Genomic DNA, 21184 nt, shown 5'->3' with positions numbered 1-21184 from the left:
TTATGCCTAGGCTAAAGTTTCAGCCGGTCTCTGTTTTCTAGGTAGAACCCAAAATTTGTTTCAAATTGGAAATCATGTTTTCCCACAGCATTTTTCCTTCTTCCAACTCGTCTTCTTCGGCAAAATCGGTTACCATTAAAGAAACATCTTTTGTGATTTCGTCAACCTGAATCCGCAGTTCAAAGTAGTAGTCTTCCTCTTCATCTTCCATCCATCGAAACTTAATTCGTTCCCCACTTTTCTTCCCGATTAATTTTGCTTTTTCTTCACTTTCAGACCAGATAAAGGTGAAGAATTCACCTCTGGAATTTACATTGTCTGCGTACCATTCACTCAACCCGCTGGGGGTTGAAATATATTGATATAAAAGAGATGGAGATACATGTATTGGAAACTCTATCTCGTATTTTATTTTGTCATCCATAGTTGTAGTTAGCGGAAGCCCAATATATAGATTTTAAATGTAACCCGTAAATGAAAGCTAGAATTTTTTTTGACGAAAAATATTCTTTAAAAAAGTGAATTGAATCTTTGCGCTAGATGATTTTGTTTCTATCTTTGCCGTCGCAAATACGGAGAGGTAGCTTCCGCTTTCGTTACACTACGGACGGACAAGCACCTTCGCTGAGGAGAAGCGGAATATCTTAGAAAATGGCGAGGTAGCTCAGGTGGTTAGAGCGTCGGATTCATAACCCGGAGGTCTCGAGTTCAAGTCTCGATCTCGCTACAAAAAACCTTCCACCCGGAAGGTTTTTTTATGAGAACATTTTGGTTAATGTTTCAATATCTATGGTTTCCTGCTCTCCACTCTTCATGTTTTTAAGTGTAAAAGATTGAGAATTTATTTCTTTTTCGCCTGCCAGCACCACAAAAGGAATGTTGCGTTTGTCTGCATAGCCCATTTGCTTGCCCATTTTGGCGGCATCGGGATACAATTCGGCAGTAACACCAGAACGGCGTAATTTTGTAATCGCTTTCATAGCATACAATGATTCGGCTTCACCAAAATTGATAAAAAGTACTTTGGTAACTTCCGAAACGGTTTCGGGAAATAAATTCAAATCTTCCAACACCAGATAGATTCTATCCAAACCGAATGAAATCCCAACTCCGCTCACGTCTTTTAGTCCGAAGATGCCGGTAAGATCATCATAACGGCCTCCCCCGCCAATACTCCCCATATTTACTGCTTTGGGTGCGGCGACTTCAAAAATAGCTCCTGTATAGTAGTTAAGACCTCTGGCCAGAGTAACGTCTATTTCAAGCGAAGCGGTCTCAAGTCCTAATTCTGAAATCGTGGCATTGATAAATTCAAGTTCAGCAACACCTTTTAAACCGGTTTCTGAAGTAGCCAGGAGGGTTTTTAGCATTTGCAACTTGTCTGAAGCCGTTCCCCTGGCTTCAAACAGAGGTTGTACTTTTGCGATGGCGATTTTAGAAATTCCTTTGGAAAGCATTTCGGTTTTTACACCCTCCTCTCCTATTTTATCCAGTTTATCAAGCGCTACCGTAAAATCGATGAGTTTGTCTTCGGCACCAATTACTTCGGCAATACCGCTTAATATTTTACGGTTGTTTAATTTGATGGTAACACCTTTCAGATTTAACTTCTGAAAAACAGCATCGTACAATTGTACCAGTTCTACTTCCTGCCATAAGGAATCACTTCCCACTACATCGGCATCGCACTGAAGAAACTCTCTGAATCTTCCCTTTTGCGGTCTGTCTGCGCGCCACACCGGCTGAATTTGATAGCGTTTAAAAGGAAAGCTAATGTCATTCTGATTCTGCACTACATACCGTGCAAAGGGAACGGTAAGGTCGTAACGAAGGGCTTTTTCAGAGATTTTTGATGTCAACTTTCCGCTGTCTTTTTCGGTATATAAAGCATCATCCACCTTATTTAAATAATCCCCACTGTTCAGAATTTTAAAAATCAATCGATCACCTTCTTCCCCGTATTTCCCCATTAAGGTCTCACTGTTTTCAAACGAAGGGGTTTCAATAGGTTGAAAGCCATAGGTAGTAAAGCAACTTTTTATGGTATTCATAATATAGTTACGCCGTACCACTTCGGCAGGTGAAAAGTCTCTGGTTCCTTTTGGTATGGAGGGTTTCTTCAATGTGTTATTATTAATTAATAATTATTAATAGTTCATTATTAATTCTCTCCTGCAAATATCTTAAATTATTAGGGAAATTGTAACTTTATAAGCAGATTATAGTCTAACGATAAACCCTTCACCCAACCTCTATGTTTTCACTCTTTCGAGAAAATGTTCGCATTGCATTAGATTCTATTAAGAGTCAGATGCTTAGAACAGTTTTAACGATCGTTATCATAGCTATTGGCATCTTTGCTTTGGTGGGAATTCTCAGTCTGGTTAAGGCACTTGAAAATACTATCTCCAGTGATTTTGCTTCCATGGGAGCAAACACATTTAATATTCAGCGATACGAATTTACCGTCCAACGAAATCAGGGTGGGGAAGTTGAAAAGGTCAACCCCATTATTAGTTACGACAATCTGCGTGAGTTTGTAGACAAATACGACTATCCTTACACCCAAACTTCAGTTTCATTTCAAGGGACGGCCAGAGCTGAAGTAAAATTCGAAAACGAAAAAACCGACCCGGAAGTACAGGTTTACGGTGTAAACGAACACTATCTGGAAAATACAGGAACAAAGATAGATCGTGGAAGAGAGTTTACTTTTTTTGACATTGAAAACAACAATAAGGTATGTTTAATTGGTGCCGATTTTCTGAAAAGTATTTTCAGGAACGACGATCCCATCAATAAAACCATCAGTATACGCGGTGTGAAATTTAAGGTAGTGGGTGTGTTAGAGTCTAAAGGGGCAACTTTTGGAAACAATCAGGATCTTAAAGTACTTATCCCTATTCAGGTGGCACGAGGTATTTTTACTGAACCCAACATAAACTACACCATAAGTGTGATGGTAGAAGACAAAGAAATGATGCAAGGCGCTCAGGATGCCGCTATTATGTCATTTCGGAACATACGAAGACTGAGTCCGCTGGAGGAAAATAATTTCGGAATTGAGCGCAGTGACGATTTAATTAACCGCATTGGAGAAATAACCGGAGTGCTGGAAATCGCAGCCTGGATAATAAGTATCATTACTATTTTGGGGTCATCGATAGCATTGATGAACATCATGTTGGTGTCGGTTACGGAACGGACCCGCGAAATTGGGGTGCGAAAAGCATTGGGCGCAACTCGCTCCACGATTTCCACGCAGTTTTTTATGGAAACCATCGTAATTGGTCAGTTAGGAAGTATTTTGGGAATCATCATGGGAATTATCGCGGGCTATGGAGTGTCGAAAATATTTGAATTTGATTTCAGCCTGCCGTGGGCAGCCATGATCTGGGCGACAATTATCACCTTTTTAGTCGCTGTGATTGCAGGTTCTTATCCTGCTTCCAAGGCAGCGCGTTTGGATCCTATTGAGAGTTTGCGCTACGAATAGCCTATTGCTTATTCTTTATTTTTATTATTTATTCTGAATTGGTTTTTCAGAATTAGCTACTTAATAATGCGTCAAAGAAATTAAACAATTCTCCCTTAGTAATTACTGCTCCTTGTTGAATAAGGTTAAAAACATCTCCGTATCTGTCTTCGGAATATACTTTGGTTGCCGTTAAAAATTCAACCGAATCAGAGCCGTAATTTTCCTGTAACCATTTGTAGTCTTCAGCGGTCGTAATATCCTTTGAAGCATCCAAAACTTTCACTACAATAAGTTGCATGTCTTTTTCTTTCAAACAAAACAGAAACAGTTGCCGGGCAGAAATATTTTCCAAATAGTTTGCCTTGCTTAATACTCCTTCCCATACCAAGTCGCTAAATACATCCAGCTCCTCTTCGGCAACTTCGGGCTTATCGGTTTTTAGTTGGGCCCATTCTTCGGCGGTAATGGATTGGGTCGCCAAAAAATTAATGAACTCCGGATGCAATTCGTGAAGCTGTTCTTTTGTTAATCGAGTGTATTTCATGATAGTGAAGGGTGAGCGGTGAGCGGTGAAGGGTTAAGAAATAAATAGTTTATTTTTCTAAAATTTTATAAAAAGAAAACCCCGACAATTGCCGAGGTTTTACTATAAATTCTAATTCGAGTTTATTTTGCTTCAGCAACCACGTCGAATGTGAAATTTGAAATCACATCTCTGTGGAAACGAATTGTTGCATCGTATTGTCCGGTGCGCTTAATGCTTCCTCCGGCAATAGTAATAAACTTCTTATCTACAGAAACACCTTCTTTTTCAAGTGCTTCAGCAAGATTAGCGTTTGTAATAGATCCAAACAATTTATCACCTTCTCCGGCTTTAGAAGCTATTTTAATTTCCAAACCATTCAGCTTGTCGGCTTCAGTTTGTGCGTCTGCGATAACTTTCTTCTCTTTATAAGCACGTTGCTTTAAAGTTTCAGCCAAAACTTTTTTTGCAGAAGGAGTTGCCAAAATAGCATGTCCTTGTGGAATCAAAAAGTTTCTTCCGTATCCGTTTTTTACAGTAACCAAGTCATCTGTAAAACCCAAATTCTCTACGTCTTTTTTTAATATAAGTTCCATAATCCTATCTGCTTTTTATTTTAATAAATCGGCTACGTAAGGCATTAAAGCCAAGTGACGTGCTCTTTTCACAGCAACGGCCACTTTACGTTGATACTTCAACGACGTACCTGTTAATCTTCTAGGAAGAATTTTACCTTGTTCGTTCACAAACTTCAATAAAAAATCCGGGTCTTTGTAATCTACATACTTGATGCCCGATTTCTTAAAACGACAATATTTCTTCGCTTTAGAAGTCTCTATGTTAAGAGGAGTAAGATATCTTATCTCTCCGTCTTTTTTTCCTTTTGCTTGTTGTTGTAAAGTTGCCATGGATTATGCTGTTTTTTTGTTATCACGAACTCTTCGTCTCTCTGCCCAAGCAATAGCGTGCTTGTCTAGGGCAACAGTAAGATAACGCATAATGCGCTCATCTCTTCTAAACTCAACTTCTAGATCGTTAATAGCTTCACCTGGAGTGGTGTACTCGAATAAATGGTAAAAACCACTTTTTTTGTGTTGAATTGCATAGGCTAATTTCTTAAGCCCCCAATTCTCTTTGGATATCATCTTAGCACCTTTAGAAACAAGAATATCTTCGTATTTCTTAACTGTTTCCTTTATCTGTTCTTCAGATAAAACGGGATTTAAGATGAAAACAGTTTCGTAATGATTCATAAAAAATCGTATTAATTATTGTTGTTAATCTCCGGCACTTTGCCAAGAGCGTGCAAAAATACTACTTTATTTCCTAATTACAAACCCTAATTTGACTTCTTTAAAACATACTTCTTTTCCTACAAAAAAAGTTAAAGTGATTAATTTTTACGACAAATGTTAAAAAAACTTGTCATTCATCGATTTTTTACTTATAATTGCTCTACTATTTAAACTATCTAACTGTGGATAAACCAATACTTAAGTGTGCAATTGTTGACGATTCTACATTGCAACGGCTTTCTATTGTAAAGTTAATTGAACATCACCCTTCATTGGATTTGGTGGCGGAGTACAACAATGCTATCGAAGCAAAGATGGGATTGGCCACAACCGAGATCGATTTAATATTTTTGGATATTGAAATGCCTATACTTTCAGGCTTCGATTTGTTGGATGATTTAACACACAAACCACAGATTATTTTTGTTACCGGAAAAACAAAATATGCCTTCAAAGCTTTCGATTACGATGCGGTAGATTATCTGCGTAAACCTATTTCGAAAGAACGCTTCCTGAATGCAGTCCATAAAGCGATTACCAATTACAAATTAAAGAATGACGACGGCTTCGACGAAGAAGACTTTATTTTTGTAAAAAGTAATCTGAAAAAACGTAAAGTTTTCCTGAACGAACTGCGTTATATTGAAGCGCTTGGGGATTACGTAAAGTTGGTCACCGAACACGATGCACTGGTTGTTTTATCTACCATGAAAGCTTTTGAATCGTTACTACCCAAGGACCGTTTTCTGCGAATTCACAAATCCTATATTGTAAATCTGGATAAGGTAGAACGCTACAACAGTAAGGTAATCGAATTGGATAAGGAACAACTTCCGTTAAGCCGAAACAGAAAGGCAGACCTGGTGGAAGCCCTTGCTGCTACTATGCGTACCTAATAATTATCTACATCTATTGTTACCTTAACGCTCGAAAATTCCTTAATCGAATTAAAACTTCTTTGCACTCCCGCAACGTAGTCTTTCGTTTTTGAAAGTGATAAGTCCTTCGGAATTTTAACCAGAATATTCGAAATATACTGATTCCTGATTCTCCCAACCGGTGGTGCTTCAGGACCCAAAACGTATTCATCCAATTTCATTTGTAACGCCTGCCCGTACCAGACGGATGCTTTTTGCATTTTTTGCTGATTGCGATCTTTAAAGGTAATTTTAATTAGGCGGTAAAAAGGAGGGTATTTGTATTGATAGCGCTCTTCGTTCTGCTGCTTGTACATACCTTCATAGTCATTCACACTTACCTGCTGCAGTATTTGATGATAGGGATTATACGTCTGAATTAGAACTTTGCCTCTTTTTTGGGTTCGCCCTGCCCTACCCGCTACTTGCTGTAACAGCTGAAAACTACGCTCATGGGCCCTAAAATCGGGGAAATTTAAAAGGTTATCGGCATTCATTACCCCTACCAGACTAATGTTTCGAAAATCCAATCCCTTTGCCAGCATTTGAGTTCCTACCAAAATGTCGATCTCTCCGCTGTCGAGTCCGTCTATAAGCTTTGCATAGGCATGTTTCCCTTTGGTAGTGTCCTGATCCATTCGGGCAATGCGATGTTCGGGGAATAAGGTTTTGAGTTCGGTTTCAATTTGTTCTGTTCCAAAGCCTTTCGAGTCCAGCGTTTCACTTCCGCAAGCCATACAGGATTGCAGCATAGCCATGTGGTAGCCACAATAATGACATCGTAATTCATTTTTAAACTGGTGGAAGGTTAAACTCACATCACAGTTAGGGCATTGTGGCGCAATTCCGCAGGTAGTACATTCAATAACAGGAGAATAGCCACGCCTGTTCTGGAACAATATTATTTGCTCGTTGAGTGCCAATGCTTCGGTCATTTCGGCCAATAATTGATCACTGAAATGTCCCGTCATCCGCTTCTTGCGATGCTTTTCCTTGATATCCACCAATTCGATTTCGGGGAGCAACATATTCCCGAAGCGTTTTTTCAGCGTAACCAAACCATACTTGGGAGATTTGGCATTGTGATAGCTTTCCAAAGCCGGAGTTGCCGATCCCATCAAGGTTTTTGCGCTGTGAAGGTTTGCAAGCACAATCGCACTATCCCGACCGTGATAGCGTGGCGACGGACTGTATTGCTTAAATGAAGGCTCGTGTTCTTCGTCTACTATAATGAGTCCCAGATTGTTGAAAGGTAAAAACAAGGACGAACGTGCCCCGATTACAATTTGCGCCTTCGGTTTTTGTTGGAGCACATTATTCCACACCTCTACACGTTCATTGACGGAATATTTTGAATGGTACACCGACACTTTTTCACCAAAATAATTTTGTAATCGGCCAATAAGTTGCGTGGTCAAGGCGATTTCCGGAAGCATATAAAGCACCTGTTTCCCGGTTTCTATTATTTCTGAAATGAGTCTTACATAGATTTCGGTTTTCCCGCTGGAGGTAATTCCGTGCAGCAAGGTGACATCATAGGTTTCGAAAGAAGTTTTAATTTCATCGAAAGCCACTATCTGGGCTTCATTGAGTTCTTTTATTTCTGAAGCAGCCTCGCCTGAGTATTCTATTCGGTCTTTCTGAACAAAATATTCTTCCAATATCCCTTTATCGATTAAGGTTTTAATTACTGCCGAAGTAGTATCGCTCTTTTTCTGAAGCCGTATAGAATCGACCGGTTTTTTATCCTGTGCAGACAACATAAACAGTGTCATGAGTATTTGTCGTTGCTTGGGCGCTCGGGACATGCTGTCCAGCAGTTCACGTAACGCATCTTCCTGAGTATACTGCAGGGCTAGTTTTATATATCGCTTCAGTTTTGGAGTATATTGTTCAAATACTTCTTCCTGAACCTGAATCACTCCTTTTTCCAGTAGTTTCTGAAGCACTTTTACCACATTGCTTCGGTCCAAAATCGATCGGATGTCATTAATATGCAGCGACGGTTGATGTTGTAATGCATCAAACACCAAAAATTCGTCATCGCTAAAGTTAGATTCATCCACGTTTTTTTCCGAAGTCAGCATAACGATGGTCTCACTTTCCAGTAAAAAAGCACTTGGTAAGGCTGCTCGAATCACTTCGCCCAGGGTACACATATAATAACTCGCCATCCATTCCCAATGTTTAATTTGGAGTTTTGTAACGACGGATGTTTCATCTAGAATCTGATCGATAGATTTGGTTTCATAACCGGAAGGAGGAGATTGATGGACTGCATAGACAATCCCGGTATACACCTTCGATTTCCCAAAAGGCACGGCCACCCGCATTCCCTGTTTTAAGAAATGAGCCTCATCGCGGTTCACGTTGTAGGTAAAACGCTGCTTTAAAGGAATGGGAAGAATGACATCTATAAAATACAAATTGATTAGTAATTAGGAATTAGGGATTGGTGATTAGTGATTAGTGATTAGGAAAATAAAATACACATTGCAACCTTTCAACTTTCAACTTTCAAAAGCTAAAAATAAAAAAAGTGTTTGTTTTTAAACAGTTTATGGAAGTGTATTATAAACAATTCTCCAAATAATTTAAATTTTTGGAAACATATTGGTTAGAGCTCACTGTTCACACTTCAGTCTTCACACTTCACTGCTCACTACTCACTGCTCACTGCTCACTGCTCATTGTTCACAAAAAAAAAAGAACATGTTACATATGTGGTATACTTTGTAATATTTGTGCTATCTAATTAATTGATTTTCATATAGTTTTATACTAACTAAAACAATCATTGTATGAAAACAAAATTCATCACCGCAGTATTAATTGCCCTTTTTGGTATGTATTCTGCACATGGGCAGGTCGATTTTAAATTACAAAGTTTAACTAACAACTAATACCTAACGATTATGAAAATTCATAAACTATTTTTCGTTCTTATAATGCTGTTTCCATTTGTTGTTTCAGCACAACTTGAAGGTCTTGGGGAAGTTTTCAAACAAGCCGGTGAGGATATGAAAGAAAAACGGCGTAATACTCCTGAGTCGGACGCGAATCCCCAAGAACAAAATGTCACTTTGTCTCCCCAAGAGGAACAAAATGCTGCAGACTGGAAGGAGAAGTACGAGGATAATTTAGATGAATTAAAGGAAGGCACAAAGTATTTCAACACCAAAGAATTAAGCTGTATTTTTCTTATGGTTATTTATCTTGACAGTTATTTTGACCTGGTAGATATGACCGAGGAGGCCCAAAACTGTAAAGCAAAATACGATCTCTTTGGAATGCAAACCATGGCCATTGCCACCTCCACCACCTTTCTGTATTGTCCTGAAGGGCTCTACAATATGGGTTTAGGGCCGCTAAGCGATATTTATAGACGTGATCTAGAACCTATTATAAGGAACGAAAATAATGATCCATTTGTTGCAAAATGGGTAGCGAAACTAGTAAGAGTTTCAGGATTATCAGTTGAAGCCCTCTTAGATTGGCGAGATTCTTATCCTGGCGATACAATTCTAGAAATGACCTCGTATTGGATGCCTGGTTATATTTTACCTACGTTATTGGGAATTCAACAAAGAATGGAAGCTTTGGGCTGTGGAGGATAAATCCTATAAATATTAAAAACTATGAAAATTCTATTTGTACTAATTTTATGTATGCTCGGGGCATGCAATTTTGGGAATAAGGAAGTTCTAGCTACAGATGCCTCAACAGAAGTAACCAAATCCAATGATGTAAACGCAGTGAAAAAGATTGAAGCAGATTCTTGGAAAGGGTGGCAGCCTGCTGAACAATTGGATGGGTATACACTCGATGCATTTGTTGTTGACCCGTATAAACAAAACGACCTGTATTCGGCTTTGGCTGTATATATGCAAGGAGATCTTTTTATACGAGTACAAATTGTGGATGGTAGCACGGACAAAGGAGCCTCGGAAATCCGAGATCACTTTAAAATTGCAACTCAAAATATCAACAGTGAAAGTGACTATGGCTATGAAAAAACGCTGGAACACAAGGGTATGAAAACGAAAGAAGAATTCTTAAAAGCGCCCGGAGAATACCTCGTCAAATTCTTGTACAAGGAAAAATACGGCTGCTCTATAAAGTCTAATGCCGATAGTGCTGAAGCGGTTTGGAATCTAATCGATCAATTGGGCCTGGAACAACTACACTAATTAATTGTTTTAAAGAAAAAAATTAGTGGGTAATTAACTCTGTTCCTTCACCCCTTCACTGCTCACTGCTCACCGTTCACTATTTATTAGCACGATGCCAGTATTGTGTTCTTCCCAAAAGTGAAAAGCCAACATAGCCTCGTACTTTTAATTTATTGGGTTCCTCCAACACGATATAACATTTATAAAATTTACCATTTTCAGGATCTAAAACTTTTCCACCGTTATATTCATCCCCGTCTTTTTCTAATCCGCGAATAATCACCAAGCCCAGAACCGGTTTATCTTTATCCTCGCCTTCGCAAAAATCACATACAGCATCCCGCTTATTTTTATTGAAAATTTCGATCACTTTGCCATAGATCTTTCCGTTTTCTTCATAAATCTCTACAACCGATTTGGCAATGCCGGAGTTATCGTCTACCGTCTTCCATTTTCCAATAACGTTCTGAGCCGATATAGACAAAGAAAATAAAGAAAGACAAAAACCGGCAATTATTGAATTTTTCATGTAGGTGCTATTATTTGCCTAACATGGCCTTTTTCAACTTGCTATCGACCGGCTCGTTTCCTAACCAGATTCCAAAAAGGGCTTTTTTAAATTTCATGCCTGAAATAGTTCCTAGCTCCTTACCATTCTTATAGGCAACTACGCCGGTTCCTTTTTGATAGGTAATATCGAAGGTGTCGTTTTCTACAATTTCATCACTGAAAAAGCCTATGAATTTTTTAATTTCTGAAGCCAAAGAGGATGTATTTCCGTTCATAGAAGCATTAAAACCATCTTCTACAGCTTCGCTCATCGCTTCGCTCGATACAAAACCTGAAGTAATCACCAATTTAATGGCCATACTTTCGTCGGCACTCATAATATTTTTAGCATCACTAGATTTAGAAGTTAAGTAAAGACCCCCGGAATACAATTTTAATACCATGGCTTTTTTCCGGATTCCGGCGCCATTAAGTATGAGTTCCTGTCCGCCATAATTTACAGTATTTGGCAAGGTTACGCTTCCCACCTGGGTTTGAGCCACAGTTATATTGATAGAAGCAATGGAGATAAGAAGTAATAAAAGATTTTTCATTCGTGAATATTTAAAGTGTTAGGTTAAAAAGTGTATTAATATTTATCTTTTAGACGTTGCATCGAAATGTTTAGTTCGAACCCTAAAAGTAAGAGGTTTGCATTGATCCAAATATATAACATCATTATTAATAGTGCACCAATGGACCCGTATAACTCGTTGTAATTTGAAAAGTTATTGATATAAATTCCAAACAGATAGGTAGTTAACATAAACAATATTGTGGTTACCAAAGCTCCAATGGAGAAAAATTTTGTTGCCTTTCCCCGTTTGGTGCCATAGTAATAAAGGGTTGCAATGATTACATATACCATGACCACAAAGACCGTTAGCTGCAAAGCTGAAATCCAAAACAAATCATTTTCTATGTATGCTCTGCCCTTCAAACTGCTTATTGCATATTCACCATACAAGATGACTCCTACCGTAATTAACAACAACAATGCCAAAAAGATAGAGACTAATAACGCAACAAAGTATTGTCTTAAAAAGCCTCTGTTAATTGTGACATGAAATGAATACTCGAACGCACTAAAAATAGCATTTACCCCATTTGCTGCTAAAAACAACGATAGGAAAAACACAAAAGAAAGCAGGCCTCCACCTCTGGAGTTTACAGCAATGTCGGCAATGGTTGGATAAAAGAACTCGGCTGTTTGGGGTGGTAATAATTCTTCAATAAAAATTAAAAAACGAGTTTGGAAGCCTTCAATAGGGATAATCGGTATTAAATTCAACATAAAGAGCACGAAGGGAAACAGGGCAACAAAAAAGCTATAAGCAATCGAACTGGCCCTAGAAGAAAACGTACCGCGTACAATTCCGCGGCCGTACATTTCCAAAAAATCAAACATCGACAAACCCTTAAAACCCGGCAACTTAATTTGCTGACTGAGCTTTACCAGATTCCTAATCACAGGTATTTTTGTAGTGGTATCGTCGGTTTCTTCAGCCATTAAACAGCCTTTAAGCTTAAATCCATATTGTAAACCGAATGGGTTAATGCCCCGCTGGAAATGTAGTCCACACCGCAATCTGCATACTTTCTGGCAGTTTCCAAAGTAATTCCACCGCTAGACTCGGTAAGACATTTGCCGTTGATTAACTGAACCGCTTTGCGGGTATCTTCATAATTGAAATTATCGATTAGAATACGGTATACTCCGTCATTTTGCAGAATCTCTTCTATTTCCTGAAGGTTTCTCGCTTCAACGATAATTTTCAGGCCTAGGGTGTTTTCTTTCAGGTACTCTTTGGTTTGCTGAATTGCCTTCGTAATACTTCCGCAAAAATCGATGTGGTTGTCTTTCAGCATGATCATATCGTACAGCGCAAAACGATGGTTTTCACCTCCACCTATCTTCACCGCCCATTTTTCCAGGGCACGAATTCCGGGCGTGGTTTTACGAGTGTCTAAGATCTTTGTTTTAGTCCCTTCCAGCACTTTCACATATTCATTTGTTTTGGTCGCAATAGCACTCATACGCTGCATGGCATTTAACACCAAACGTTCACTTTTTAAAATAGATTGCGACAATCCCGAAACATAAAAACAAACATCACCATATTTCACCGGGCTACCATCAGTAATTCGAATATCCATCTTCAATCCCGGGTCTACAAACTCGAATACCTGTCGCGCAAATTCGATACCCGCAATCATTCCTTCGTCCTTTACCAACAGTTTGGCGCTGCCAATAGCATCCTCCGAAATACATGCCAGCGAACTGTGATCACCATCTCCTACATCCTCACGAATGGCATTCGAAATAATTCGGTCTATTTCCTTATTGAATTGTTTTTTTGAAATCATAGCGATTCAATTTTCAGTAAAAATAACAAAAAGAGTTGGCAGAATACAGTATTCGGTATACAGTAACTGAAAAAGCACATATTTTCTGTTATTTTTGTGATATGAAAATTACGCTTATCGCCATTGGCAAGACCGATGCCAAAGAACTCTCATCTCTTACCGAAGCCTATATAAAACGGTTGGGCTTTTACATTCCTTTTTCTTTTGACGTAATCCCAGATATTAAAAACACCAAAAATCTTTCGGAAACCCGGCAAAAAATACTGGAAGGTGAAGAAATTTTAAAGCGTACCGAAACAAGCGACACCCTCATTCTTCTTGATGAAAAGGGCAAATCCTACAGTTCCATTGCCTTTTCAGAATTTCTACAGAAAAAAATGAACACCGGACTTAAAAACCTGGTATTTGTAATTGGCGGGCCCTACGGATTTAGTGATGCGGTATATGAAAGAGCTAACGGCAAACTATCCCTTTCGCCAATGACTTTTTCGCATCAAATGGTGCGGTTATTTTTTATCGAACAATTATATAGAGCATTCACCATTCTAAAGAATGAGCCCTATCATCATCGCTAACTGTTCTTTTCGCTGTCTTTCGGAAACTATATGCAAACCGAAGCTTACTTTATCCACAAACAGTCCAAGGCATCGGTGAGCATGTGAAGCAGAAGTCCTACAGCTATAATGCGCGTCTTTTTGAAAACCAAAAGCACAACATAACCTGCAATTGCTAGGTAAGAGTGTAACGGGTGAAAGTTTATACTACACCTGTTTGAAGAAAAGATAGGATCTGCCAACAAATGATCTACATCCACTAACATGGTTCCTATCATAATAAGCCATGCCCTTTTCCACCGGCTCCTAAAAAAAACCCAGGCTATAAGACCCGGGAAAATTAAATGTAAACTGTAATGAATACTTTGTTGCAACATTACGTACTAACTTTTCTTTCGGTTTAGCACCTTATATTCTTCGTAACATTCGCTAATCGCATCCAGAATTTGCAAATCACTGGCAGTACGAATAAAGTCCTTGGAATAATTGCATTTACTTACAATTTCATCGATATCGGCCTTTTCCAGCTGCAAAACAGCCATCAGAGTTTCACGATCGTATTTGCTTTGCAACAGATTCCTAATCTCATCATCCTCCTTCATCTTACGAAGCTTTCGCATCTGCTGCGGACGTTTACCAAAGACGTTATAGAGGAAATCGGCCGGATTAAAGATGGCACTCAGTACTTTATTTACCGCTCCGGGTTGCTGGTTTCCTCCTTCGTATCCGGTATTTACACCACTAATTCGGTAGCGATAGTTATCGTAAATAGGAATGGTCTTGGCATCAACCTCAACATACCCCGTTAATTGTACCGGTCTTACAACTACCTCTTCCAAAGCTATGCCTAATTCGGTCATTTTAATTTTGATATCGCCAAATTTCAACCAGTCATTCGTCACTCTAACCCTTATGGATTTAAACCCTAAATAACTAAAATAGAGTGTGTCGTTTACCACTGCGCGAATCTCAAATTTCCCTTCTTGATCGGTGGTGGCACCAATCACACTGTTCAGGTTTACGATGTTCACATTCTCCAGTGCATTCTCGTCCGCATCGTTTAATACCTTCCCTTTTATGGTAGGAGGTTGCACAATCGACTCTTGTGCCACAACCAATGTAGAAGTGACTAATAAAAATAAAATCAGAATTTTTTTCATAGCATGTACAGGGTAAAAGTACATAATATAGACGTTAATTTTGCGCCAAAGTTTCATTGACGCAATCAAATTAAAGGTTTTTAACTTTTACGTCGACGTTTGCCTCCGGTTCCGGTATTCTGTGGCTTTTCGGTTCTTCTACGGCTCTTTCCTGCAAATTTAGGGCGATCATCGCTCGACCCGCTTTTGCGATCACTGAAACTACCGGTTCGTTCTCCCGAACCGCTGCGTTTGCTATAACTGCCTTTGTCTCCGCTTCCGCTTCCGCTTCCACTTCCGCCTTTACCTTTAAATCCGCGTCCGCCGCGATCACTTCTTCCTCCACGGTCTCTGTCACCACGTCCTCTTCCGCCACCCGATCTTCCACCGCCGGATCTGCTTCTTCCACCTCTGTCTTTTGAAATTTCGATAGAAATATTTCGTCCGTCCAATTTAAAGTCATTGAACACACCCATCACCAGCTCCTGGTGTTTTTCATCGGTGTTAAAGAATGAAAAAGTATCTTTTACATCTACCTTGTACACATCGTCTTTTTCAAGATCCAACAGATCACGCAAGAAATCTTTCAAGGTCATCCAATCGAAATCGTCTTTGGCTCCAATATTTACAAAGTACCGAACCGAATCTTTCGAATCGCTGTCACCGTAATCCACATTACCTCCAGAAGGAGCATTCAGGTCTTTCGCGTTCTTGTAGTAGTTGTAGAAACGTGTAAATTCAACAGAGAAGACCTTTTTAATAAGTTCTTCCTTGCTGAAATCTGCCAATACTTCATTGATGTTTGGCAAATACAAATCTATTTCGTGATTGATTTTGGTGTCTTTTATACTGTTGGCCAAATGAAACAACTGTACTTCGCAAATTTCCATGCCACCCGGAATGTCTTTTTGCTCAAATTTTTTCTGAATCATTTTTTCAATACTGTGAATTTTTCTCACTTCACTTTTTGAAACAATGACCATGGAAACACCACTCTTTCCGGCACGACCGGTACGGCCGCTACGGTGAGTGTACGTTTCAATTTCATCGGGTAATTGATAATGAATTACATGCGTAACATCATCTACATCAATTCCACGAGCAGCAACATCGGTGGCAACAAGCATTTTAATTTGACGGCTTCGGAAGGATTTCATCACGATATCCCGCTGGTTCTGACTCAAATCTCCATGCAATGCTGCAGCGTTGTAGCCGTCGGTAATTAATTGTTCGGCAACTTTTTGTGTATCACGCTTGGTTCTGCAGAATATCACCGAAAAAATATCGGGGTTGGCGTCGCTCAATCTTTTTAAAGCAGCATAACGATCTCTCGTATTCACCAAATAGAACTCGTGCGAGACATTTTCGGTACTTACGTTTTTAGAACCCACGGTAATTTCTACCGGAGTGCGCATAAACTTTTTAGCGATACTGGACACCTCTTTTGGCATGGTAGCACTAAACAACCAGGTACTTTTGGTTTCGGGTGAATGTGAAAGAATTTCAGTAATATCTTCATAGAAGCCCATGTTTAGCATCTCATCTGCCTCATCAAGCACACAGTATTCAATTTTTGAAATATCGATCATGCGTCGCCCAATCATATCCTTCATACGACCCGGAGTAGCAACGATAATCTGTGCTCCCTTTTTAATTTGTTTGGCTTGATCGGTGATACTAGCACCCCCGTAGATAGCTACAACGTTTAGTCCTTTTACATACTTTCCGTATTGGGCCATTTCATTGGCGATTTGCATACACAATTCGCGTGTAGGAGAAAGAATTAATCCTTGAGTGGTTCTGCTTTCGGAATCGATTTTCTGAAGCATTGGAAAACCGAAGGCAGCCGTTTTACCGGTTCCGGTTTGTGCCAGAGAAACAAGATCTGTTTCTTCGTTTAATAGTAAAGGGATTGTTTTAGCTTGTACTTCCGAAGGGGTTTCAAAACCCATATCGGTAATGGCCTTGAGTAAATTCTCGTTAAGGCCTAACGATTTAAATGTAGACATATAGTGTTATAAAAGTTTATTTGTACTTACTGAAGTTAGTTGGACAAATAAACCTTATCACTTCGTGCAGTACTACCTCACCCTGAGGATTTTTGAAGGTGCAAAGATACTCTTTAAAATGAGTTCTTGATTATAGTTTTGAATTATTTATGAAACAGCATAATTAAAAGGCTAATTAGCTGTCACTCTGAAAGATATTCAATTAATTGTCGCATGGCTTTTCCGCGATGTCCTATTTCGCTTTTTTGCAGCAGTGACATTTCGGCAAATGTTTCGGCAGAACCGTTGGGTAAAAAGATAGGATCGTACCCAAATCCTTTCTCTCCACGGGGAGCTTTGGTAATACTGCCTTCACAAATTCCCAAAAAAATAGTGTGTGCCCCTTTAAGAGTTAATGCAATTGCGGTTTTAAATCGCGCTTCCCTGTGTTCCTCACCTTTTAGCTTGGCAAGTAGTTTGTTAATATTGGCTTCGGCGTTGTTTTCAGGTCCGGCATAACGAGCACTATATACTCCCGGTTCCCCATTCAGGGCTTTTACCTCCAATCCGGTGTCATCGGCAAAACAATCAAATCCGTAGACACTTTTAACGTAATTTGCCTTTATCACCGCGTTACCTTCAATCGTATCGGCTGTCTCAGGGATGTCTTCATGGCAGCCAATATCGGTGAGACTAAGTAAGTCCAAATCGTGAGATAGAAGTGCTTTTACTTCTCTGAATTTATTCAGGTTATGAGTTGCGAAAACAAGCTGCATTCTAGATTGCTGGATTATTAGACCCGTCCGAACATCCGCCTGAACGTTTTTGGGCAGGTACCGTTCGGTATGGGCTGGTTGTTAGATTTAAGTTGATAATTGAAAGCTTACAAATTAATACTTACATCTTATTTTCGAGAATGTACTGCCACTCTGTTTCCTTCAGTATCGATAAAGACTCCCATGTAGCCGTGTTCCGGAGATATCTGTGTCTTCTCCTGATATATCTTACCGCCGGCCGCTTTTACCCTGCCCAATTCAATTTGTGCATCTTCGCTGTAAAAATAAACCAAAGGCCCTTCGGCGCTGGGAATATAGCTTTCTTGTTTGATAAGAGTTCCCGCAGCTCCTGGAGCATTTTCAACAAATGGGAACCATCCCATTTCCATACCACCAAAATTTACGAGATGCAGCTCGACTTTAAATACGGCCTCATAAAATTTTTGAGCCCGTGCCATATCGTTAACGGGTATTTCAACCCAGGCAAACATATTGTGTTTCATAGTATCAAATAATATTATTTTTCTAATTCCGTTTTTAAGGAGGCCAATCCTTCTTCAAAATCCTTACCTACCGCCTTATCCATATTGAAAAAAAGCATCATAATATTCATAGGCACCTTATTTGTGCCTTTAAATCCCCAAATAACTTTAGTTGAAGATGCATCCACAGCCTCAACGAGCAAATAACCATCGCTGGTAGATTTCCATGGTTTAAAGAATCTGAGTTCGGTATCGACCCGTTCATTTTCAACAATTTTTGTGATTTCTTGTTCGCCCGAACCTACCTGTTTATTTCCTTCCCATTTATTGATAAACCCAACCGTACCGTCAATTCCGACTGATTCACTTTTCATATCGGGGTCCTTTTTCTTCCAGGGTGACCAATGATCCTGATTTTTAACCAATTTTAAATACTGAAATACGTCACCCAAAGGGCGTTTTATCACCACACTGCGTTGAATGTTATAGGTTTTAGGAGCAACCAGCATGAGGATGAGCAAAATTGCGAGAATCCCTCCAAGAATGTATATTACTATCATGTTATATTGCTTTACTATGTTTCTTTAAAATTACGAATTATTATCCTTGTAATAGCGTTCTATAATCTCGGGAGCGCTTTTTATGGTTTTTTGAGTCCAGTGCATCTCCAATTCCAATTTTTCGGCTTCTGTCAAGCTCCATGGAACGCCTTCAATACGCATGCGTGTTACCACTTCTTGCAATATTATTGCCGCCGAAACCGAAATATTCAAACTTTCCGTAAAACCATACATCGGAATTTTTAAAAAGCCATCTGCCTGTCGCATTACCACATCACTCAGGCCGTCGTTTTCCTTTCCGAAGAAAAATGCACTTTTATTCGCCACATCAAAATCGTGCAATAAGGTAGAATCGTTGTGAGGTGTTGTGGCAATAATTTGATACCCCTTAGACCGCAAGGCTTCAATACAACTGTTCACACTGTCATAGCGATACAAACTCACCCACTTTTGAGCCCCCATGGCTATTTCTTTGTCAATCCGCTTTCCGTATTTCTCTTCAACCACATGCAAATCCTGCACTCCAAATACATCGCAGGTTCGCATCACGGCACTTGTGTTATGCAACTGATACACATCTTCGGTCACTACGGTAAAATGTCGTGTTCGTTGATCCAGAACCTCCTTGAAAAGTTCCCGGCGCCGTTCCGTTAGCAATGATTGTAGGAATTCGAAAAGTTGTAAATCCACTTAAAAATTTAGTTTTTGCTAAGATAAATGTAAATTGTGTAATTGGATAAAGGAATTACGAATTACGGGATTTTAGATTTTAGATTTTAGATTTTAGATTTGAAAACTATGATCAATAAATTAAATTATAATTTCTTCTCACGACTAACGTCTCACGTCTCATGACTCACTGCTCACGATGTACGATTTGGGATTTGGGATTTTAGATTTTAGATTTGAAAACTATGATCATTAAATTAAATTATAATTTCTTCTCACGACTAACGTCTCACATCTCATGACTCACTGCTCACTACTCACTACTCAATACTCACTACTCAATACTCACTACTCAATACTCACTACTCACTATTTGGCATTTGATATTTTTGAGTTGTATTTTAAAAGTAATAATTTAGTGATTTAATGCAAACTCTATGAAAATTGCAGTACTTACCGGTGCCGGGATGAGCGCGGAAAGCGGACTTAATACATTTCGAGACAGCAACGGATTGTGGGAAGGACACGATGTGATGTCTGTGGCTTCTCCCGAAGGGTTTCAGCGTAATCCGACTCTGGTTCTGAATTTTTACAATGAGCGGCGACGACAGTTATTGCAGGTCCAGCCCAATTCGGCTCATATTGCCCTGGCCGAACTTGAGAAGGAACATGAAGTAGTGATTATCACTCAAAACGTCGACGATTTACACGAACGAGCAGGGAGCAGCAGGGTGGTTCATCTACACGGCGAATTATTAAAAGTGAGAAGCACTTTTAAAGAAGACTTAATATTAGACTGGCGCGAAGACCTCAACCTGGGCGATTTTTGTGAATTTAATCACCAACTGCGTCCCCACATCGTTTGGTTTGGTGAAATGGTACCCATGATGGAGGTAGCAATGGAATTAGTTGCCGAAGCCGATGTAGTAATAATAGTTGGCACCTCTATGCAGGTCTATCCGGCTGCGGGTTTGGTGCAATATGCTTCTTATACCACCGAAATCTATTTTGTAGATCCCAATCCGTCAATGGGTTCCTCTGAAAGAATTACTGTTTTTGCTGAAAAAGCCACCACGGGAGTTCCTAAGGTAATCGATGCATTGAAAAAATTATAACATGGCTTCTGAAGTACTCTTCGAAAAATTAAGTTATACAAAAGCTTACAGGCAAACCCGTTTGGATGTGGCACAATGGGTGCTCGATCATCCCGAATCTTTTCCCGATTTGTTAGAGTACTGTTTTTTGGATAAAACCGAAATTTCGTATAAGGCTTCCTGGATACTGGAATTTGTTTGCCTGGAAAAATTATCGCTGCTGTATCCGCATCTGGATTTCTATTTTGAGCATTTGCCACACGTAGTTAGAGATCAGGCGTTGCGACCGTTGGCCAAGATTTGTGAAATGTTGGCGGTTGCCCACTATAAGGAAGATGACCCTAAGCTTAGGAACAACTTTACCGCAGCCCATAAAAAAGTAATGACCGAATGCTGCTTCGACTGGTTACTAACCGAGCAAAAAGTGGCGTGTAAAGCCTACGCAATGACCGCACTCTACTTTTTGGGGACAGCATACAAATGGATTCATCCCGAGCTTCAGCATATCATAAATGAAAATATCCATCAAAATACTGCAGCTTACAAGGCTCGTGGTAAAAACACCCTTCAGAAAATTGAACGGTTTCAGAAAAAGCAACAGCAATCACAAACATAATTAGG

At 39.5% G+C, this 21184-nt stretch carries 25 protein-coding genes and 1 tRNA gene; 8 read left to right on the top strand and 18 right to left on the bottom strand.

The window, feature by feature from the left end; translation table 11 throughout:
- Nucleotides 1-37: 37 nt before the first annotated feature.
- On the bottom strand, nucleotides 38-424 hold the full coding sequence (locus ATE92_RS10580; RefSeq protein ID WP_100803680.1) for an START-like domain-containing protein: 387 nt from the start codon (nucleotides 422-424) through the stop codon (nucleotides 38-40).
- A gap of 229 nt (nucleotides 425-653) precedes the next feature.
- Here ATE92_RS10580 and ATE92_RS10575 point away from each other — a divergent pair.
- Nucleotides 654-727, top strand: a tRNA-Met gene (locus ATE92_RS10575).
- 28 nt (nucleotides 728-755) lie between these two features.
- Here the strand turns inward: ATE92_RS10575 and hisS are convergent.
- Entirely contained in the window at nucleotides 756-2123 is a 1368-nt protein-coding gene (hisS, locus tag ATE92_RS10570; protein WP_100803679.1) for a histidine--tRNA ligase, read from the bottom strand.
- Nucleotides 2124-2254: 131 nt separating this feature from the next.
- On the opposite strand from hisS, the gene ATE92_RS10565 reads away from it, so the two are divergent.
- Nucleotides 2255-3496 (top strand): ABC transporter permease, encoded by a 1242-nt coding sequence (locus tag ATE92_RS10565; RefSeq protein WP_100803678.1) that lies wholly within the window; start codon nucleotides 2255-2257, stop codon nucleotides 3494-3496.
- A gap of 52 nt (nucleotides 3497-3548) precedes the next feature.
- Here the strand turns inward: ATE92_RS10565 and ATE92_RS10560 are convergent, their stop codons facing one another.
- From ATE92_RS10560 to rpsF, 4 genes are all read right to left on the bottom strand, one after another.
- On the bottom strand, nucleotides 3549-4022 hold the full coding sequence (locus ATE92_RS10560; protein WP_100803677.1) for a DUF6495 family protein: 474 nt from the start codon (nucleotides 4020-4022) through the stop codon (nucleotides 3549-3551).
- A 122-nt stretch (nucleotides 4023-4144) separates the two neighbouring features.
- Nucleotides 4145-4597, bottom strand: coding sequence for a 50S ribosomal protein L9 (gene rplI / locus ATE92_RS10555; protein ID WP_100803676.1), 453 nt, complete (start codon nucleotides 4595-4597; stop codon nucleotides 4145-4147).
- A gap of 15 nt (nucleotides 4598-4612) precedes the next feature.
- Nucleotides 4613-4909 (bottom strand): 30S ribosomal protein S18, encoded by a 297-nt coding sequence (gene rpsR / locus ATE92_RS10550; protein ID WP_034258573.1) that lies wholly within the window; start codon nucleotides 4907-4909, stop codon nucleotides 4613-4615.
- Between the two features lie 3 nt (nucleotides 4910-4912).
- On the bottom strand, nucleotides 4913-5254 hold the full coding sequence (gene rpsF, locus ATE92_RS10545; protein ID WP_100803675.1) for a 30S ribosomal protein S6: 342 nt from the start codon (nucleotides 5252-5254) through the stop codon (nucleotides 4913-4915).
- A 224-nt stretch (nucleotides 5255-5478) separates the two neighbouring features.
- Here rpsF and ATE92_RS10540 point away from each other — a divergent pair, with 224 nt between their 5' ends.
- The gene (locus ATE92_RS10540) at nucleotides 5479-6192 is read left to right on the top strand and encodes a LytTR family DNA-binding domain-containing protein (RefSeq protein WP_100803674.1); all 714 of its coding nucleotides are present in this window, start codon (nucleotides 5479-5481) and stop codon (nucleotides 6190-6192) included.
- Here the strand turns inward: ATE92_RS10540 and priA are convergent.
- Entirely contained in the window at nucleotides 6189-8639 is a 2451-nt protein-coding gene (gene priA, locus ATE92_RS10535) for a primosomal protein N' (RefSeq protein ID WP_100803673.1), read from the bottom strand. The two genes, ATE92_RS10540 and priA, sit on opposite strands and share 4 nt — an antisense overlap.
- Nucleotides 8640-9128: 489 nt before the next feature.
- Between priA and ATE92_RS10530 the strand changes: the two genes are divergently transcribed.
- Nucleotides 9129-9830, top strand: coding sequence for a hypothetical protein (locus ATE92_RS10530; RefSeq protein ID WP_157809617.1), 702 nt, complete (start codon nucleotides 9129-9131; stop codon nucleotides 9828-9830).
- Between the two features lie 21 nt (nucleotides 9831-9851).
- Nucleotides 9852-10403, top strand: a complete 552-nt coding sequence (locus ATE92_RS10525) for a hypothetical protein (protein WP_157809616.1) — start codon at nucleotides 9852-9854, stop codon at nucleotides 10401-10403.
- A gap of 79 nt (nucleotides 10404-10482) precedes the next feature.
- Here ATE92_RS10525 and ATE92_RS10520 read toward each other — a convergent pair whose 3' ends face one another.
- Genes ATE92_RS10520 through nadC form a run of 4 tightly spaced genes read right to left on the bottom strand, consistent with a single transcriptional unit; the run spans nucleotide 10483 to nucleotide 13301 of the window.
- On the bottom strand, nucleotides 10483-10914 hold the full coding sequence (locus tag ATE92_RS10520) for a DUF2147 domain-containing protein (protein WP_100803670.1): 432 nt from the start codon (nucleotides 10912-10914) through the stop codon (nucleotides 10483-10485).
- Nucleotides 10915-10924: 10 nt separating this feature from the next.
- Nucleotides 10925-11488 (bottom strand): chalcone isomerase family protein, encoded by a 564-nt coding sequence (locus ATE92_RS10515; protein ID WP_100803669.1) that lies wholly within the window; start codon nucleotides 11486-11488, stop codon nucleotides 10925-10927.
- A gap of 35 nt (nucleotides 11489-11523) precedes the next feature.
- On the bottom strand, nucleotides 11524-12444 hold the full coding sequence (locus tag ATE92_RS10510; RefSeq protein ID WP_100803668.1) for a YihY/virulence factor BrkB family protein: 921 nt from the start codon (nucleotides 12442-12444) through the stop codon (nucleotides 11524-11526).
- Entirely contained in the window at nucleotides 12444-13301 is an 858-nt protein-coding gene (gene nadC, locus ATE92_RS10505) for a carboxylating nicotinate-nucleotide diphosphorylase (RefSeq protein ID WP_100803667.1), read from the bottom strand. Before nadC ends, ATE92_RS10510 begins: the two co-directional genes overlap by 1 nt.
- Nucleotides 13302-13402: 101 nt before the next feature.
- On the opposite strand from nadC, the gene rlmH reads away from it, so the two are divergent.
- Nucleotides 13403-13876, top strand: coding sequence for a 23S rRNA (pseudouridine(1915)-N(3))-methyltransferase RlmH (gene rlmH / locus ATE92_RS10500; protein WP_100803666.1), 474 nt, complete (start codon nucleotides 13403-13405; stop codon nucleotides 13874-13876).
- A gap of 44 nt (nucleotides 13877-13920) precedes the next feature.
- Here rlmH and ATE92_RS10495 read toward each other — a convergent pair whose 3' ends face one another.
- The 7 genes from ATE92_RS10495 to ATE92_RS10465 all read right to left on the bottom strand — a co-directional run bounded on the left by ATE92_RS10495 (nucleotide 13921) and on the right by ATE92_RS10465 (nucleotide 19490).
- Entirely contained in the window at nucleotides 13921-14232 is a 312-nt protein-coding gene (locus ATE92_RS10495) for a DUF6122 family protein (RefSeq protein ID WP_100803665.1), read from the bottom strand.
- Nucleotides 14233-14238: 6 nt separating this feature from the next.
- A complete protein-coding gene (locus tag ATE92_RS10490; protein WP_100804416.1) occupies nucleotides 14239-15015 on the bottom strand; it encodes a carboxypeptidase-like regulatory domain-containing protein in 777 nt (258 codons plus the stop codon).
- A gap of 80 nt (nucleotides 15016-15095) precedes the next feature.
- Complete coding sequence (locus ATE92_RS10485; protein WP_100803664.1) at nucleotides 15096-17003, bottom strand: DEAD/DEAH box helicase; 1908 nt, start codon at nucleotides 17001-17003, stop codon at nucleotides 15096-15098.
- A gap of 182 nt (nucleotides 17004-17185) precedes the next feature.
- A complete protein-coding gene (locus ATE92_RS10480; protein ID WP_100803663.1) occupies nucleotides 17186-17758 on the bottom strand; it encodes a non-canonical purine NTP diphosphatase in 573 nt (190 codons plus the stop codon).
- 128 nt (nucleotides 17759-17886) lie between these two features.
- Complete coding sequence (locus ATE92_RS10475) at nucleotides 17887-18261, bottom strand: VOC family protein (protein ID WP_100803662.1); 375 nt, start codon at nucleotides 18259-18261, stop codon at nucleotides 17887-17889.
- A 14-nt stretch (nucleotides 18262-18275) separates the two neighbouring features.
- Nucleotides 18276-18800, bottom strand: coding sequence for an SRPBCC family protein (locus ATE92_RS10470; protein WP_100803661.1), 525 nt, complete (start codon nucleotides 18798-18800; stop codon nucleotides 18276-18278).
- 30 nt (nucleotides 18801-18830) lie between these two features.
- Nucleotides 18831-19490 (bottom strand): RNA methyltransferase, encoded by a 660-nt coding sequence (locus ATE92_RS10465; RefSeq protein WP_100803660.1) that lies wholly within the window; start codon nucleotides 19488-19490, stop codon nucleotides 18831-18833.
- Between the two features lie 416 nt (nucleotides 19491-19906).
- On the opposite strand from ATE92_RS10465, the gene ATE92_RS10460 reads away from it, so the two are divergent.
- Together ATE92_RS10460 and ATE92_RS10455 are read left to right on the top strand one after the other, a co-directional pair.
- Complete coding sequence (locus ATE92_RS10460) at nucleotides 19907-20584, top strand: NAD-dependent deacylase (protein WP_100803659.1); 678 nt, start codon at nucleotides 19907-19909, stop codon at nucleotides 20582-20584.
- Between the two features lies 1 nt (nucleotide 20585).
- Nucleotides 20586-21179, top strand: coding sequence for an adenylosuccinate lyase (locus ATE92_RS10455; protein ID WP_100803658.1), 594 nt, complete (start codon nucleotides 20586-20588; stop codon nucleotides 21177-21179).
- Nucleotides 21180-21184: the final 5 nt, after the last annotated feature.

The sequence above is a fragment of the Ulvibacter sp. MAR_2010_11 genome, from assembly GCF_002813135.1.
In the GTDB taxonomy this organism is placed as follows: domain Bacteria; phylum Bacteroidota; class Bacteroidia; order Flavobacteriales; family Flavobacteriaceae; genus Altibacter.
This window is presented reverse-complemented; position numbering and strand designations above follow the sequence as displayed.